The 16,167-nt window shown below is 57.3% G+C and carries 18 protein-coding genes and 1 other RNA gene; 10 read left to right on the top strand and 9 right to left on the bottom strand.

What is annotated here, in order from left to right; all coding sequences use genetic code 11:
• Window positions 1-24 precede the first annotated feature (24 nt).
• Window positions 25-885, bottom strand: coding sequence for an acyl-CoA thioesterase II (tesB, locus tag I6L58_RS07460; RefSeq protein ID WP_006176923.1), 861 nt, complete (start codon window positions 883-885; stop codon window positions 25-27).
• A 205-nt stretch (window positions 886-1,090) separates the two neighbouring features.
• Between tesB and I6L58_RS07455 the strand changes: the two genes are divergently transcribed.
• Window positions 1,091-1,621 carry a YbaY family lipoprotein gene (locus tag I6L58_RS07455; protein ID WP_006176924.1) on the top strand — a complete coding sequence of 177 codons (531 nt, stop codon included), beginning with the start codon at window positions 1,091-1,093 and terminating at the stop codon, window positions 1,619-1,621.
• A gap of 33 nt (window positions 1,622-1,654) precedes the next feature.
• Here the strand turns inward: I6L58_RS07455 and I6L58_RS07450 are convergent, their stop codons facing one another.
• Window positions 1,655-1,966: an MGMT family protein gene (locus I6L58_RS07450; protein WP_088207836.1), complete on the bottom strand. Its 312-nt coding sequence runs from the start codon at window positions 1,964-1,966 to the stop codon at window positions 1,655-1,657.
• 179 nt (window positions 1,967-2,145) lie between these two features.
• On the opposite strand from I6L58_RS07450, the gene ffs reads away from it, so the two are divergent.
• From ffs to I6L58_RS07435, 3 genes are all read left to right on the top strand, one after another.
• Window positions 2,146-2,242: signal recognition particle sRNA small type (gene ffs, locus I6L58_RS07445), an RNA gene on the top strand.
• A 277-nt stretch (window positions 2,243-2,519) separates the two neighbouring features.
• Entirely contained in the window at window positions 2,520-2,771 is a 252-nt protein-coding gene (locus tag I6L58_RS07440; RefSeq protein ID WP_006176926.1) for a hypothetical protein, read from the top strand.
• Complete coding sequence (locus I6L58_RS07435) at window positions 2,768-2,983, top strand: hypothetical protein (protein WP_006176927.1); 216 nt, start codon at window positions 2,768-2,770, stop codon at window positions 2,981-2,983. The genes I6L58_RS07440 and I6L58_RS07435 overlap by 4 nt, the downstream gene beginning before the upstream one ends.
• A gap of 72 nt (window positions 2,984-3,055) precedes the next feature.
• Here I6L58_RS07435 and yczR read toward each other — a convergent pair whose 3' ends face one another.
• Complete coding sequence (yczR, locus tag I6L58_RS07430) at window positions 3,056-4,477, bottom strand: MocR-like transcription factor YczR (RefSeq protein ID WP_042321407.1); 1,422 nt, start codon at window positions 4,475-4,477, stop codon at window positions 3,056-3,058.
• An 87-nt stretch (window positions 4,478-4,564) separates the two neighbouring features.
• Between yczR and yczE the strand changes: the two genes are divergently transcribed.
• The 3 genes from yczE (at window position 4,565) to I6L58_RS07415 (ending at window position 9,511) form a co-directional block, all read left to right on the top strand.
• Complete coding sequence (yczE, locus tag I6L58_RS07425) at window positions 4,565-5,167, top strand: membrane protein YczE (protein ID WP_006176929.1); 603 nt, start codon at window positions 4,565-4,567, stop codon at window positions 5,165-5,167.
• A 77-nt stretch (window positions 5,168-5,244) separates the two neighbouring features.
• A complete protein-coding gene (locus I6L58_RS07420) occupies window positions 5,245-6,315 on the top strand; it encodes a LacI family DNA-binding transcriptional regulator (RefSeq protein ID WP_088207835.1) in 1,071 nt (356 codons plus the stop codon).
• Window positions 6,316-6,418: 103 nt separating this feature from the next.
• The gene (locus I6L58_RS07415; RefSeq protein WP_088207834.1) at window positions 6,419-9,511 is read left to right on the top strand and encodes a beta-galactosidase; all 3,093 of its coding nucleotides are present in this window, start codon (window positions 6,419-6,421) and stop codon (window positions 9,509-9,511) included.
• A gap of 33 nt (window positions 9,512-9,544) precedes the next feature.
• On the opposite strand, the gene I6L58_RS07410 is transcribed toward I6L58_RS07415, so the two are convergent.
• Window positions 9,545-11,113, bottom strand: coding sequence for an EAL domain-containing protein (locus I6L58_RS07410; RefSeq protein ID WP_088207833.1), 1,569 nt, complete (start codon window positions 11,111-11,113; stop codon window positions 9,545-9,547).
• Window positions 11,114-11,344: 231 nt separating this feature from the next.
• On the opposite strand from I6L58_RS07410, the gene I6L58_RS07405 reads away from it, so the two are divergent.
• The gene (locus I6L58_RS07405; RefSeq protein WP_006176933.1) at window positions 11,345-11,605 is read left to right on the top strand and encodes a type B 50S ribosomal protein L31; all 261 of its coding nucleotides are present in this window, start codon (window positions 11,345-11,347) and stop codon (window positions 11,603-11,605) included.
• 2 nt (window positions 11,606-11,607) lie between these two features.
• Window positions 11,608-11,748 (top strand): type B 50S ribosomal protein L36, encoded by a 141-nt coding sequence (gene ykgO, locus I6L58_RS07400; RefSeq protein ID WP_003859006.1) that lies wholly within the window; start codon window positions 11,608-11,610, stop codon window positions 11,746-11,748.
• Here ykgO and I6L58_RS07395 read toward each other — a convergent pair.
• Window positions 11,745-12,455: a GNAT family N-acetyltransferase gene (locus I6L58_RS07395; RefSeq protein WP_088207919.1), complete on the bottom strand. Its 711-nt coding sequence runs from the start codon at window positions 12,453-12,455 to the stop codon at window positions 11,745-11,747. The genes ykgO and I6L58_RS07395 overlap by 4 nt on opposite strands.
• A 101-nt stretch (window positions 12,456-12,556) precedes the next feature.
• Here I6L58_RS07395 and pdxR point away from each other — a divergent pair, with 101 nt between their 5' ends.
• On the top strand, window positions 12,557-14,017 hold the full coding sequence (pdxR, locus tag I6L58_RS07390) for a MocR-like pyridoxine biosynthesis transcription factor PdxR (protein WP_088207832.1): 1,461 nt from the start codon (window positions 12,557-12,559) through the stop codon (window positions 14,015-14,017).
• Here the strand turns inward: pdxR and I6L58_RS07385 are convergent.
• The 4 genes from I6L58_RS07385 to tomB all read right to left on the bottom strand — a co-directional run bounded on the left by I6L58_RS07385 (window position 13,968) and on the right by tomB (window position 15,950).
• Window positions 13,968-14,456: a YlaC family protein gene (locus I6L58_RS07385; RefSeq protein ID WP_042320836.1), complete on the bottom strand. Its 489-nt coding sequence runs from the start codon at window positions 14,454-14,456 to the stop codon at window positions 13,968-13,970. The genes pdxR and I6L58_RS07385 overlap by 50 nt on opposite strands.
• 116 nt (window positions 14,457-14,572) lie before the next feature.
• Window positions 14,573-15,124, bottom strand: a complete 552-nt coding sequence (gene maa, locus I6L58_RS07380) for a maltose O-acetyltransferase (RefSeq protein ID WP_088207831.1) — start codon at window positions 15,122-15,124, stop codon at window positions 14,573-14,575.
• 205 nt (window positions 15,125-15,329) lie between these two features.
• Window positions 15,330-15,548 (bottom strand): HHA domain-containing protein, encoded by a 219-nt coding sequence (locus I6L58_RS07375; RefSeq protein ID WP_006176938.1) that lies wholly within the window; start codon window positions 15,546-15,548, stop codon window positions 15,330-15,332.
• Between the two features lie 27 nt (window positions 15,549-15,575).
• Complete coding sequence (gene tomB / locus I6L58_RS07370) at window positions 15,576-15,950, bottom strand: Hha toxicity modulator TomB (protein WP_006176939.1); 375 nt, start codon at window positions 15,948-15,950, stop codon at window positions 15,576-15,578.
• Window positions 15,951-16,167 lie beyond the last annotated feature (217 nt).

Below are 16,167 nucleotides of genomic sequence, written 5' to 3'. Positions count from 1 at the left end.
AAGCCGCCACCCGGCTTTTTTACGTCAACCGCGATTACGCATTACCCCTTCCTGCACCGTTGAGGCCACCAGCACGCCATCCTGGGTATAGAACTCGCCCCGCACAAACCCGCGGGCGCTGGATGCCGACGTACTCTCCACGCTGTAAAGCAGCCAGTCGTTCATGTCGAACGGACGATGGAACCACATGGAGTGGTCAATGGTTGCTACCTGCATCCCTTTTTCCAGGAAGCCAACACCGTGCGGCTGCAACGCGACTGGCAGGAAATTAAAATCAGAGGCATAGCCCAGTAAATACTGATGCACGCGGAAATCTTCCGGCACGCTGCCGTTGGCGCGGATCCACACCTGGCGTTTTGGCTCGGCGACGTGGCCCTTCATCGGGTTATGGAATTCGACGGGGCGGATCTCGAGCGGCTTATCGCAGAGAAACTTCTCTTTCGCCTGAGGCGGCAGCAGGTGCGCCAGCGAGCGGGCGATGTCCGTCTCAGATTTCAAATCATCCGGTGCAGGCGCTGGCGGCATGGTCTTCTGATGCTCGTAGCCCGGTTCGGGTGCCTGGAATGAGGCGGTCATGTAGAAGATCGGCTTGCCGTGCTGGATGGCTGCCACACGGCGGGCGCTAAAACTGTTGCCATCACGCAGGACTTCAACATCATAAACAATGGGTTTTGCGCTATCGCCCGGGCGCAGGAAGTAGCTGTGAAAGGAGTGCACCAGACGGTCCGTCGGGACGGTTTCCTTTGCGGCGTACAGCGCCTGGCCAACCACTTGCCCCCCGAAGACCTGGCGTAAACCTAAATCTTCGCTCTGTCCGCGATAGAGTCCTTCCTCGATTTTTTCCAGGTTCAGTAACGTCAGCAAATTGTTCAGTGCTTGACTCATAATTGTCCTCAATATAACGCCGTGGCGAAAGATACGCTGAGTATAACGCAGAAATCTAAGTGGTCCGATGGGTAGATTAGTCTGAATATCCAGTCAAAATTAGGCATTAATCAGTGATTTGTGCCACACTTAAAAACGTTATGTGAATGTAAACGACATCGGATGGGATCGATCCCGCTGGTGCATTGATGATAAGGAGACTTCAATGAAACTCGTGCCTATGCTAAGTGGTCTTGCGATGGCGGTTGCGCTATCAGCCTGTGCCGATAAGAGCGCCGATGTAGCCGTTCCAACCGCTACCCCGGGTGGAGTAAGTACACTTTCGCAGCAAACCATTAAGCAGCCGAATGTTTCTGGTACGGTATGGATCCGTCAGAAAGTGGCTTTACCGCCTGATGCAGTCCTGACGGTTACGCTTTCCGACGCGTCTATGGCCGATGCCCCGTCTAAGGTGCTGGCACAGCGTGCGGTACGTACCGAGGGTAAACAGGCGCCGTTCAGCTTCGTGCTGCCGTTTAACCCGTCAGAGGTTCAGCCTAACGCGCGTATCCTGCTGAGTGCCGCGGTGACGATCAACGATAAGCTGGTCTTTATCACTGATACGGTTCAGGAAGTGATCAACAAAGGCGGCACCAAAGCCGACCTGACGCTGGTGCCTGTCCAGCAGACCGCCGTGCCGGTCGCGCCGCAGGCAAATCAGCCTGCGATGCCAACAAACCCTCCTACCCAGCTTTAATCGGCCTTTCGCCCTCTCTTTCGGGAGAGGGCGCTAATAGCGCCAGCGATACTTCTGTATATCAATCTGCCCTTTTCCTGACACCTGTACCCCTTCTGCGAGCAGCGCCTGACGCTGACGCTGTAAATCCGGCCCCGTGAGCGAGATGGCGCCGTGGCGGTTCACCACCCGGTGCCACGGAAGCGTGCTGCCTTCCGGCAGACGTTTAAGCACGCCGCCTACCTGTCGCGCAGCACGCGGTGATCCCGCCAGCCTGGCGACATCGCCATAGGTGGTGACAAACCCCTCCGGGATGGAGGCCACAATCTGCCACACGCGCTGCGGGAAAGAGTCGTGTCTGTCCATTACTGCTCCTGTCGGAATTGCGATTCTGGCGTTCAGAGGCCTGAAAAGGAGATAATACCTGATATTAAAGGGAAGTTTGCGCAATAAACCACCATCCAGTTGCGGGCGGCTTGCAATTAGGGTGCTGCATGGGGATAATGCGCCAGCGCGTTGGTTATCAACGCTCTCAATGGGGGCTCTGTTGGTTCTCCCGCAACGCTACTCTGTTCACCAGGTCAGGTCCGGAAGGAAGCAGCCAGGGCAGACGACGTGTGTGCCGGGATGTAGCTGGCAGGGCCCCCACCCATTTCTGCTCTCCAGACATTCTCACTCTTTCCTCCCTGTCGCGTTGACCCTGGAAACGGAATTAATCCACACATTTATTAAGCCTAAATTTTGCCATGTAATATATCTTTCATTCCCCTGAAATAATATTGTCATAAACCTGTAATAATAGACTGGCATTTTATTATTGGGCGTCTTTTTTCTGTCATAAGCAAAAAATATATATCTGGATAAGACTTACAACTTCGTGTATTAAATAAATAACTTATTGCGAAGGGATGTAACCATTATGGCTACTGCGGTATTAAACGTTAAAATTGATGAAGCGCTAAAAGAAAGACTTCGCCACTATGCCGAAGTGAATAATGAGAACCTGAGCGTGACCACAGAGAAACTGCTACTGCTGGCATTCGAAGCGGTAGAAGAGGCGGGAGTATCGGAAGAGGATATTGATAATCAGCATACGGAAGAAGAGAGCGTTTCTCCTTTTACTCCTAAAGAAATCAAAGCCCTACGTAAACTTCTGAAGAAGAGAAAATGAAACAACAACCCTCGACTGCCAGTGACTACAAAGAGGCCTGCGATCTGTTGCGTTCAGGCTATGTAAAACATGTTCGTCTTGGCTGGAATGTGGAAAGTGATGAGTTCTTTCGTATTGCGTCTGACTGGTGCGACACCGGCGCAAAAATAAAGAAAGAAGGTGAAAGTTTCGTTATTTCACTGAAAGGTTTCCCTATTCCTCCTCAGCACTAAATCCTGACCTGTGAAAACTGCTGACTGTTGCATGACAGTCAGCAGTTTTTATTATCCGCTTCGCTTAACCAATTATACCGGGCTTTGCTTCACGGGCGGCGTGGTGCCGTTTAGCGCCAGCCACAGCGGCTTAATTCTCAGCAGCGCCTGCTCAAGCTCCGCCGAATCGAGTGAAAAGGGCATACGGAGATAGCGGTCGAAGGCCCCTGAAAGCCCGAATCGCGTACCTGTTCCCAGATTAATGCCCAGCGCCTCCGCCCGGGCGGCAAGCTGTGTTGCCAGCATGCCGGGCAACTCAACCCAGTAGGAAAGCCCGCCCTCCGCTTCATTGAAGGTCCACTGCGGAAAATGCTCGCGCAACAGCTCGCCGCAGCGGTCGCGGCGTTTCGCCAGCATGGCCCGGCGTGCGGGCAGAAAAGTCTCACTGTTTTCGATAAGCCACACCGTGGCCAGCTGTTCCAGCAGGGGAGAGCCCAAATCCAGCGTGTCGCGAGTCTGAACGAGGGTGGCAATCGTTCGCGACGACGCGCGGATCCACCCGAGCCGCAATCCTCCCCAGAAACTTTTTCCTGCCGAACCGAGCGTAATGACCGTGGCCTCGGGGTTGAACGCGGCCAGCGGCGGTGGCGGCGGGGCATCGAACCACAGATCGACCATGGTTTCGTCCACCACCAGCGGAGTGCGGGTTTTGGCGGCAATATCGGCTATCGCCTGGCGCGTTACGTTATCCATGCAGCGTCCGGTCGGGTTATGGAAGTCCGGCATCAGGTACGCCAGACGCGGCGCGGTTTGCGCAAGCGTGGCGGCAAAACCGTCGGTGTCCCAGCCGGTTTCAGGCAGCGAGACGCCGACCGGCCTGCACAGCGCGCCCTGAATGGCGGCTATCGCCAGCGGGTACGTCGGATGATCCACCACCACGCGGTCGCCGGGGCCGGTCATCATGCGCAATACCAGGGCAAAGCCGCTAACCGCACCGTTGACCACCATCACCTCATCCGCACGGGTGGGTAGCCCCCGCGCGGTGTAACGTGCCGCGATAGCTTCGCGCAGGGCAGGTAACCCCAGCTGATCGTATCCGGTTAAGGTCAGGTGCTGGGCGATGGCCGTCAGCGCATGGGTGTAGGCCTGGTGAAGTTCAGGCCCGGCGCTGAGGGCGGCCGTTGACAGATCAAGCGCGACGCTTGCGGTGGAAAGCGTCGGAACGGCGCGGGTGTCCGGCAGGATCGCGCGCGAGCCGCTGCCGTGGCGGCTTTCCAGGTAGCCTTCTTCCCGCAGATGCGCCAGCGCGCTGCTGATGGTTGTCCGGCTGACGTTAAGCGAGGTCGCCAGTTCGCGCTCCCCCGGCAGGCGCGTATTGAGCGCCAGCCTGCCGTCAAGAATGAGCAGACGTAACGCATCAGCCAACTGTCGCCAGAGCGGGGTGCGTGAGGAGGGTTGCTGCCAGTGGCCTAACAGGCGCACTAAAGACTGGCTGCCGAAGCGGCGTGATGACATATGCAGTCCACTATTTGAAAACTGGACATTAATCATAGTGCCATTTTCCGCCATGATGAACGCCTGATTCTTTGTAGAGAGCAAATAATGGTACGTCGTCTGGTTCAACTTTATATCGGGCTGGGGCTGTATGGCCTGTCGACCGCGATGTTTATCCGTTCGGATCTGGGTGTCGATCCGTGGGATGTGTTTCACCTCGGGGTCGCGCTTCAGCTGGGAATGACCATCGGTACGGTGATCATCCTGACCGGGGCGGCGGTCCTGCTGCTGTGGATCCCGCTTCGGCAGCTGCCCGGGCTTGGGACGATCAGCAACGTGATCTGTATTGGCCTGGCGGCGGATGCTTCAATGGCGCTGATCCCGGAACTGACGTCGCTGCCGATCCGTATCGCCCTGCTGGTGGCTGGCATCGTGGTGAATGCCCTTGCAACCGGGATGTATATCGGCGCGGGCTTTGGCGCAGGCCCGCGTGACGGGCTGATGACCGGTATGCATGCGCGGTTTGGCTGGTCAATCCGGGTGGTGCGCACGGTGATTGAAGTCTCGGTGCTGGTGATTGGCATCGCGCTGGGCGGAACCTTTGGTGTCGGCACGGTGCTGTACGCATTATCCATTGGCCCGCTCATTCAGCTCTGTATGCCGTGGTTTCGCCAGAAGCCGCGAGTAGGTAAGCCCGCGCGGGTGGTGTAATAATGCGAAGCGCTCACAGGTATTCATAAGGCCGATGTGCCAGAATAGCGGCATCTTTTTTAACGATGTCAGAGTGCATGAAAGCGATCACCCTTTATGACGTAGCCCGCCTTGCGGGGGTTTCTTATCAGACGGTGTCCCGCGTCATTAACGAGGCAGAGCATGTCTCTGCCCGGACGCGGGAAAAGGTCCTGCGGGCCATGGCGGAGCTGCATTACGTCCCGAACCGCGGGGCGCAGCAGCTGGCCGGAAAGCGCACCCGCACGCTGGGGCTGATAACCACCGACCTTGCCCTCCACGCCCCGTCACAAATTGCCTCGGCGGTAAAATCCCGCGCGGGCGAGCAGGGGGCGAGCGTACTGATTTCGATGGTTGAACGCCCTGAGCAGTGTCAGGCCGCCCTGCAGGAGTTACTGGCGCAGCGCGTGGATGCGCTGCTGGTCAACGTTCCGCTCGACGATCCGTACGCGGAATTGTTGCAGTCGATGGCCTCGCCTGTGCCGATTCTGTTCCTTGATGTTGCCCCTTCTGCAGAGGTTAACAGTCTGGTCTTTGATGCCGGGCAGGGCGCGCGACTCGGGGCTGAGCATCTTCTTGCCCTCGGACACCGGCGGATTGCGCTGCTCAGCGGGCCCAACGATGCCGTCTCGGCGAAGGCGCGTCTCGCGGGCTGGCGCGACGTGCTGGCGCAGGCGGGTCTTCAGCCTGCTGGCGAAGCCTGCGGCGACTGGAGTGCTGCTTCGGGATACGAAAAAGGCCATCAGCTGTTATCGGGCGCGGAATTGCCCGAGGCCATCCTTGTGGCAAACGATCAGATGGCGCTGGGCGTGATACGCGCCTGTGCAGAAAAGGGGGTTGCCGTCCCCGGACAGATCGCGATCGTGGGGTTTGATGACACGGCCGACAGCGCCTGGTTCACGCCCCCGCTCACCACCATACGTCAGGCCTTCCGCGAGGCGGGCGAGCAAAGCGTGGAGTGGCTGCTGGCCCCGACGCGGGGCGAAACGCGCTGGCAGAAGCAGCTTCCCGTCACCCTGATTACCCGACAGTCCAGCGCCCCGCGCGCGCCTTTGCAGGCCGAACGTGAAGATCTGGCCCGGCAGCTAAGAAGCCTGGCCGTGCTGGCCGAGAAAATCGCGCGCGGGTAGATCTTTTGTGATCTGGCCCGCTTCCTTGCCGTCAGGTGCTTTACCCCCGCATGTTGCCAGGGCATGTTGACTAAAATTGTGAGCGCTTCGCAACGAGGTTATTATGTCCAATATACAGCCGCTGACCCTCAGCGCACTTCTGGCGCGTCGGGACTGGGAAAATCCCGGCGTTACGCGGTGGAATCGTCTGGCGGCCCATGCGCCGCTTCATAGCTGGCGCGACGAGCGGTGCGCCAGAGAGGACGAATATTCGCCGGGCAGGCGGTCACTGAACGGCGAATGGCGGTTTGCACTGTTCCCGGCCCCTGAGCAGGTTCCCGAGGCGTGGGTGACGGACGAACTGCCTGATGCCGTCGCGATGCCCGTGCCGTCTAACTGGCAGATGCAGGGGTTCGATACGCCCATCTACACCAACGTCACTTACCCTATCGCCGTCAATCCGCCGTTCGTTCCGGCTGAAAACCCCACGGGTTGTTACTCGCTCACATTTACTCCGGATGACGCCTGGCTGGAAAGCGGTCAAACCCGCATCATCTTCGATGGCGTGAATTCGGCGTTTCATCTGTGGTGCAACGGGGAGTGGATCGGTTATTCACAGGACAGCCGCCTGCCCGCTGAGTTTGATCTCTCCACCGCGCTGCGTCCCGGGGAAAACCGCCTGGCGGTGATGGTGTTACGCTGGTGCGACGGGAGCTATCTCGAAGACCAGGATATGTGGCGCATGAGCGGTATCTTCCGCGACGTGACGCTGCTGCATAAGCCCGGGACGCAGATTGCCGATTATACCGTGGCGACCGATCTGAACGCCGAGTGTGACCGCGCGGTGCTGAAGGTTGACGTCGCATTGGCCGGTGCCCGCTATGCGGATTGCAGCGTGGCGTTAACGCTGTGGCGCAACGGCGAACCGTGCGCCAGCGCCTGCCAGCGTCCTGGCTCCGCTATCGTGGATGAACGTGGCCGCTGGGATGAGCGGCTGACGGTGTCGATGCCTGTCGATGCTCCCGCCCTCTGGAGCGCGGAAACCCCCGAGCTGTATCGTCTGACGCTTGCGCTCCAGGATAGTGAGAGCAAGGTGCTGGAGGTGGAGGCCTGCGATGTCGGCTTTCGTCGGGTTGAAATCAGCAACGGTCTGCTGAAGCTAAACGGCAAACCGCTGTTGATCCGCGGCGTGAACCGCCATGAACACCACCCTGAGCGAGGGCAGGTGATGGATGAAGCCACAATGCGCCGCGATATTGAATTGATGAAGCAGCACAATTTTAATGCCGTACGCTGCTCGCACTATCCGAACCATCCGCTGTGGTACTCCCTGTGCGATCGCTATGGGCTGTACGTGGTCGACGAGGCCAATATCGAAACGCACGGCATGGTGCCGATGAGCCGCCTCGCTGACGATCCGCGCTGGCTTCCCGCCATGAGCGAGCGCGTGACCCGCATGGTGCAGCGCGATCGCAACCACCCGTCGATCATCATCTGGTCATTGGGCAATGAGTCCGGGCATGGGGCCAACCACGATGCGCTGTATCGCTGGATCAAAACCACCGATCCGACGCGTCCGGTGCAGTATGAAGGCGGCGGGGCAAACACGACGGCGACGGATATTGTGTGCCCGATGTACGCCCGCGTTGATTGCGATCAGCCGTTCCCGGCGGTTCCTAAGTGGTCGATTAAGAAATGGATCGGTATGCCGGATGAAACGCGTCCGCTGATCCTCTGCGAATACGCCCATGCGATGGGCAACAGCTTCGGTGGCTTCGCCAAATACTGGCAGGCGTTTCGTGACCATCCGCGCCTGCAGGGCGGGTTTGTCTGGGACTGGGTTGACCAGGCGCTGACCAAAAAAGACGAAAACGGTAACGCGTTCTGGGCCTACGGCGGCGATTTCGGCGATAAGCCAAACGACCGGCAGTTTTGCCTGAACGGGCTGGTTTTTCCGGATCGTACTCCGCATCCGGCGCTGTATGAGGCCCAGCGCGCCCAGCAATTCTTCACGTTCAGGCTGGCGAGCACCTCCCCGCTGGTGGTTGAGGTGCAAAGCGATTATCTGTTCCGCGACACCGATAATGAGCATCTGAGGTGGTCCATTGCGCGTGATGGCGAGGTGCTGGCCTCCGGCGAGATAGCGCTGTGCATCGCGCCGCAGGGCACGCAGCGTCTGGCGATCGACCAGCCTGCGCTAACCGCGTCGCCGGGCGAGGTCTGGCTTAACGTTGAGGTCGTCCAGCCGCGGGCGACGCCATGGTCACGGGAAAACCATCGTTGCGCCTGGGATCAGTGGCCGCTTGCGGCTCCGCTGTACATCCCGCCGTCAAAACCCAAAGGCAGTGCGCCGGTTCTGGTGACGCGCGATGATCGACTTGAAATTACGCACCGGCATCAGCAGTGGCTGTTTGATCGCGTCTCAGGGCACCTGTCCGGGTGGCGGAACCGTGGTGCGGAAACGCTGCTCACGCCGCTGACGGATAACTTTACGCGTGCCCCGCTGGATAACGATATCGGCGTCAGCGAAGCCACGCGCATCGATCCGAATGCCTGGGTCGAGCGCTGGAAGGCGGCGGGAATGTACGATGTTACCCCGCGCCTGCTGCACTGCGAGGCGGAACAACGGGCTGGCGAGGCGGTCGTGACCACGCGTCATGTCTGGGAGCATCGCGGCAAGGGGTTATTCCTGAGTCACAAGGTCTGGCGGATTGATGATGAAGGCATCCTGCACGGCGAGGTCCAGGTGCAGGTTGCGGCGGATATTCCCGAGCCGGCGCGGATTGGCCTGAGCGTTCAGCTTGCGCAGACGCCTGAAACCGTACAGTGGCTGGGGTCAGGACCGCTGGAAAACTACCCGGACCGTAAGCTGGCGGCACAGCAGGGGCGCTGGACGTTACCGCTGCACGCCATGCAGACGCCGTACATCTTCCCGACGGAAAACGGCCTGCGCTGCGACACGCGCGAACTGGATTTCGGCGCGCACGCGCTGCGGGGGCGTTTCCACTTCTCCGTCAGCCGTCATAGCCAGAAGCAGCTTCGTGAGACAACGCACCAGCATTTGCTGCGCGATGAGCCGGGCTGCTGGCTGAGCCTCGATGCTTTCCATATGGGCGTGGGGGGCGATGATTCGTGGAGCCCGAGCGTGTCACCGGAATTTATCCTGCAACACCGCCAGCTGCGCTATAGCTTTAGCTGGCAACAACGCGACCGTTAACCTGCACGACGCGGCCACCCAGCGTGGCCGCACTTACTCAGGCTGAGGCGGGTCGAGATTGCGTTCGGCCCACAGAATAAACTCCATCTTTGGCAGCGCCTTGCTGTAGTACCAGCCTTGTCCATACTGCACGCCGTGACGATGCAGCCACGCAAGCTGGCCTTCTGTTTCAATCCCTTCCGCAACCATCGCCAGCTTCAGCGATTTTGCCATTTCGATGATGTGCGGCGTGACGTTTTTGTACTCCAGCGCATCGACAAAGGATTTGTCGATCTTGAGCGTATCGACGTCCAGATCCTGCAAATAACTCAGGCTGGAGTAGCCGGTACCAAAATCATCGATATAGATAGCATGCCCTGAACGGCGGAATGCGGCGATGGCCGGGGCGCTGACGGTGGGATCGGCAAAGCCGCGTTCGGTCAGCTCCAGGGCTATCTGCCGGGGATGAACCTCCCATTTGTTCAGCAGGCTGTGCAGCAGCGGGGGGATCTTGCCTGAGGTCAAATCCGCAGGCGCAAGGTTAATCGAAATATGCTGGTCAGGATGCAGATGAAGCCAGTGGCCCATGTCCTCGAACACCTTTTCGATAACCAGTTGGGTCAGCTGTGAAATAAGGCCCGTCTGCTCGGCCAGCGGCACAAAGATATCCGGTGACAGGCTGCTGCCGTCAGGCTGGGGCCAGCGGCTCAGCGCTTCGGCACCGACGACTTTACCGCTGTCCAGGTCCACAATAGGCTGGTAGTGAACCACAAAATCGCGGCTGTTAAGGGCATCCTGCAGACGGTTCTTCGGAGACTGAAGACGGCGCAGGATCCGCAGGACAAACAGCGCCGCGAGCAGGCTGACCAGTATCCCGAAGGGAAGCCAGACAAGAAGCTGCCGGTGCCAGGACGCTTCCAGCGGTTTTAACGCCGCCCACGTCACCACCGTAACGCCCAGGTCGGGAACCGATTTCGCAACGTACATCGAACCGTTGAACTGCAAACGTGCAGGCCTCAGCGTTTCCAGCTGATGACGAATCTGCGGCTCGAGCGTGTCGCTGCTGGCAAAGACAATGTGATTATCGTGACCAATCAGAGCCGCATCCATACGCACGGCACCAAAGGGGATCACATCGACCAGCGATTCAGGATCGATCATCACCAGATAATTTCCCTTTCCCATCACCGCCATGTAGTGATTAAAGCCCAGATCGTTTTGCGTGGTCAGCCAGGCGTCATAGCCATCATGCGTGGTGCGTATTGGCGGTGGAAAGGGGGCGGCGGCGCTGGTCTGTTCCAGAGAGGAGCAGCGTGGCTTCAGGTTCTCAGCGTAAATCACTTCCTGGATATAACGTAAGGAGAAGGCAACCCGCCGCATTTCACGCAGATGCAGACGGCTGCACGGGGGATAGGGCAGGGTCTGAAGCTGTGAAAGCGCGTCTTTCGCCTGCTCAACCACTTTATCCGTGCGCAGCAGCACGCGCGATGCATAACCGTCGAGCGCGTCCACAAATTTCTCTTCCGCCTGTCGGTGCGCCAGCCAGATGCTGAGGCAAATGGGGACCAGCACCGAAAAAATCAGTATACCTGTTACCAGACTGACCAGATGTCGGGTTCTCATGCGGTTGTATCCTTCCTCATATGCCCGCTCCGGGGCGCTGAGTAAGCCCTTCAGAAGAGAAAGACGTTATCGTCAAATAATACCGTATAGCGCGTCAAAGCGATTGATTTTAGCTCAGAAAAGGGGATGCAGGACAGATCGCTGTCAACGTGATGCGTGATTGAGGGTTGTTTTTGCGCCAGCGCTCGGATATCATTTTGTTATGTTATAACAATACATGAAGAGTCCACGATGAAACCAAATATCCATCCTGCCTATCGCACCGTTGTGTTTCATGACACCAGTGCCAACGAATACTTTAAGGTCGGTTCGACCATCAAAACGGACCGCGAAATTGAACTCGACGGTGAAACCTATCCGTATATCACCATCGAGGTCTCTTCAAAATCGCATCCATTTTATACCGGTAAGCAAAAAACGTTCTCGACGGACGGCAGCGCAGCACGCTTCCGCAAGCGTTTTGGCGGCTTTCTTAATGCGAAGCGAGGTTAACCATGCAGGTACTTAACTCGCTGCGCAGCGCCAAACAGCGCCATCCCGACTGTCAGATCGTCAAACGCAAGGGACGTCTGTACGTTATTTGCAAATCTAACCCGCGCTTTAAAGCGGTACAGGGACGCAAAAAACGGCGTTAGAGGCGCGCATCTCGCCACTTTTCCAGGGATCTTATCTGCTTGCCATCGGCGCTGAAATTGTCGGTGGCAAGCCATTTCTCAAAGGCGGCCACCAGCCCGGGCCACTCTTTATCAATGATTGAAAACCAGTCAGTATCCCGGTTATGGCCTTTCGTGACCAGCGCCTGACGAAAGCGTCCTTCATACTGAAAGCCCAGACGCAGCGCCGCTTTGCGGGATGGCTCGTTAAGGCTGTTGCACTTCCATTCGTAGCGTCGATAGCCCAGCGTATCAAAGACATAACGCATCAGCAGAGCGTGCGCTTCGGTGGACATTACCGTGCGGCAGAGCAGCGGTGAAAAATGCACATGACCCACTTCGACAACCCCGTTGGCGGGATCGATACGCATCAGCGCCAGCGTGCCGACCGGAGACTGGGTCTGATTATCAATCACCGTGAAATGCATGGGATCAGAGAGCTCACAGACGCTTTCGACCCAACCGGCAAACGCGTCGGCGGTGGCATCGGGTTCGCGCAGCAGCCACGTCCAGCTGCGCGTATCTTCCGCCAGCTGATAGGCGGAAAACAGCGCCTGTGCGTGCCCGACGCATAAAGGTTCAAGCCGACAATAGCGGCCCGTCAGTACCACTCGCTCTGGATGGGGGCGTGGCTGCCAGTCTTCCAGTGCATCGCCCATCGGTTGTCCAAACGCATTGATTGTATTCATTGTTTTCCCCGTCATCGTCAGTAGACCCTCAGAGTAGATAAGTTTTGGTTCCTTAAAAAGCACCACTGAGTTATGTTTTCGTGGTACCACGGGAGAGAAAAATGAATATACCTGGCGATGAATTTCATGCCCTGTTTAGGGATGCGCTCGACACGCGTGAAGACGAGACGCTGCAGCGCACCCTGTATCTGACGCTGCGGGAGGCGATTTTGGGCGGCAGGCTGCGCGCCGATAGCCGCCTGCCGGGCTCACGCACCGTTGCGCAGCAGCTTCACCTTTCGCGCAACACCGTCAATGCGGCCCTGGAGCAGCTCACGCTCGAAGGGTATTTGCTGCGTAACCGTCAGGGAACGCGCGTGGCGCAGCTGGCTCCCCGCGCTATCGCCAGGGATTTACCCGAGCCTGCGGTCACGCTTGCAAAACGTGTGACCCTGCTGCCGACACCCACGCCCCGCGACACGCCGGTTATGGCACTGACCCCCGGCACGCCCGCTATCAATTATTTCCCGCTGCCTTTGTGGCGACGCCTGTACGATCGCGTCTTGCGGGAGGAGGGCAGCGCCCTGCTGGGCTATGGCGACCCGGCGGGTGAACCGGCGTTGCGCGAGGCCATCGCCCGTCACCTGGCCCTTTCTCGCGGGATTAACTGCGAGGCCAGCCAGATAGTCATCACCGAGGGGGCGCTGGAGGGCGTTAACCTCTGCACCCAACTGCTCAGCGAGCCAGGCGACGTCGCCTGGGTGGAGAACCCCGGCTATGCCGGAGCAAAAAGCGCGTTTGCCAAATCCGGCTTAAGGATGGTGGGTATGCCGGTGGACGACGAGGGAATGCGCTGGGAAGCACAGCCCGCGCCTGCCCCGTCGCTGATTTTTACCTCGCCTTCCCATCAGTTTCCCTACGGGAGCGTGCTTAGCGCGCGCCGGCGCCTGGCGCTGCTTGCGCTGGCGCAGCACCACAAGGCGTGGATCATTGAGGATGATTACGATAGCGAGTTTCGTTACGCCGGTGAGCCGGTTCCGGCAATGCTCGGGATGATAAAAAACGCGCCGGTGGTTTATCTCGGGACGTTCAGTAAAACGCTTTTTCCGTCGCTGCGGATTGGTTTTATGGTTCTCCCGCCTGCGCTGGCAAGGGCCACGGGACACGCTATCGGCTCGTTGCTGCGCGGCGGTCATCGCGCCGAGCAGCGCACGCTGGCGCTGTTTATTGAGGAGGGGCATTATGCGCGGCATCTTGCGGCGATGCGCAGGCTCTACCGCAAACGCTACCGACAGCTTCGCGAGACGCTAAGCGCTGAACTGCACGTTGAACATGGCGTACTGGCGGGAGAGGGGGGGATGCATCTTACCGTGGCGATTGAGGGCATCGACGACAGCGAAATAGCCCAGCAGGCGAGAGCCTTCCAGCTGGCACCGGCGGCGCTGAGCGGATACTACCTTGAGACGAAGCAGGGGCAAACCGGCCTGGTGCTGGGGTACGGTAATACCTCTGCCTCGCAGTTCACACCCGCAGTCAGGCGTTTACAGCAGCTGATTGTGCAGCAGCGGGGCGGGAAAGGGTGAACACGTCGTAGAAAGAGAGCTGTCCCTTGGTCGAGACCATTTTTTGCAGCTGCTCTTTTTGCCTGATATCGACCGACGGCGAATGAAGAATGTTGTCGATCAGCTCCGACGGCACATAGCGCGTGTTATACCATTCGCCGTTATAGCAGACCCGGAAATCAAGCACGTCGATATCTTCATAGCGATAGCGCGGATTAACGTCAAAAAAGAAGAACGCGTTAAACACCACAAAGAGCACCACCAGAAGCCAGACCGAGTCGGCAAGCGTTGCGGAGGTCATCATGACAACCAGCGTGGCCAGCCAGGCGGCGTACATGGCAACAAACAGTCCCGGATGTTTGCGGATAAAGCTGATGCTAAAGCGCGGGCGATTGTCGCGCTTTTCACGGGTGTTGAGATCGTCGATGGTGGCGGTGAGCAGGCGCTGTATCTCTGTCATTTTTTGCCTTCATGAATCGTGAAAATACAGGGGATCTGCTCATTTTAGGGGAGCGGCCGGGGGGAGGAAAGTAACAGTTATGGGGTGAAAAGCCATAACAGTTACGTCTGGCAGGCTTACAGCATCTTAATGATCTTCGCCGGGTTACCGCCCACCACGGCATTCGCCGGAACGTCTTTAACCACGACTGCGCCGGAGGCGATCACCGCGTTATCGCCGATCGTCACGCCAGGGTTGATTACCGCGCGTCCGCCAATCCAGACGTTGTTGCCGATGGTCACCGGTTTGCCATATTCAGCCCCGCTATTACGCTCTGTCGGATCCAGCGGGTGGGTGGCCGTATAGATATGCACGCCCGGTGCAAGCATACAGTTATCGCCAATATGGACAGGGCAGACGTCTAACATCACGCAGTCAAAGTTGGCGTAAAAATCGTTGCCCAGAAAAATGTTGTAGCCATAGTCACACCGAAAGCTCGGCTCTATATATGCGCCTTCGCTTTGCCCCAGCAGTTGCTTCAGCAAGGCCGTGCGTTCTGCTTTCTCATCAGGTGCGGTGTGGTTATAACGATGCAGCAGATGACGCGCGCGCAACCGATCGGCCCGTAGCGTTTCATCGCCAGGGCGATACAGCTCGCCCGCAATCATCTTTCGTTTTTCTTCACTCATGGGAACCTCTCAGCATTTGTTGATGACCTTAAGGTAAAAGGAATTCAACATAAAGGGAACGTTCCCAAAAGGCAGGTGTGACGATAGTCACAACATTGTTGTGAGTGATTCTTCACACGGGGACCTGTGTGTCACACAGGGGGGCGTAACGCGAAAGGGAATCCCACTAACATTGACGTAGACACTCTACAGCCAGGTACAAAAATTAACGGACAAATTTCCATACGGAAGACGGTATTTTGTCGTAAAGCTTATTCATGGTTAACTCGGCCAGGCGATGATCCGCTGCTGAGTAAAATACAGCCAGTTCGTTATCAGAAAGCTCATATTTATTTTTTTCGATAACACGTTCAAGCGTGTCCAGTGACTGACAACGTCGCAAGCGCATCAAATAATCGATCTTGGTTAATGGTTTTTCAGACATAAATTCACCTTAGTCATTGTAATAATTTTAACAGGAAAGGCTAACAGGATTAGCTCGACTTGCATTGATGAAACAACGGAATAGCCGATTTCCTGATTTACGCCATTTCTGCAAATCCTGTGCGTTAATGCCGTAACTGCTGAACAACATAAAGGTGTCATCCAGATATTCATCAATTTGCTCAATCAGCTTATTATCTTCATTGTACTTAATTTTATAATTAAGTGCGAAGGTGGCGATATGCTCTATCAGCTCATTAAGCTGCAAATTGATGGCCGAGGTGGGGTCGTTAACCCACCCATGGTTACTTTCATCAAGATTGGCAAGACAGTCATGGTACAAGGATTCGCAGAGAAATTTCAACTGCGCGATATCATGCCTTTTTGGCGAGTACTCGTCCATAGCGCATCCCCTTTTGAGTGATTTCTTACTCACCGAACAACATTGTCGGGATGGATACAACTCACTTAGCCACGCGGGTGCTGTGTTCCTGATATCTCTAACTATAAGCCACTCTGATCAAGATTTCACCGCGCTATTACGAAAAATTACAATTAAAAGCGGCCTCTGCGATCCTCTACGCAAATGTGCGTTCGGGCCGGCATTTTTTTATCCCGAT

The sequence above is a fragment of the Enterobacter cancerogenus genome, assembly GCF_019047785.1.
GTDB classification, from domain to species: domain Bacteria; phylum Pseudomonadota; class Gammaproteobacteria; order Enterobacterales; family Enterobacteriaceae; genus Enterobacter; species Enterobacter cancerogenus.
Note: the sequence above shows the minus strand (reverse complement) of the source record. Positions and strands in the feature narration are given on the sequence as shown.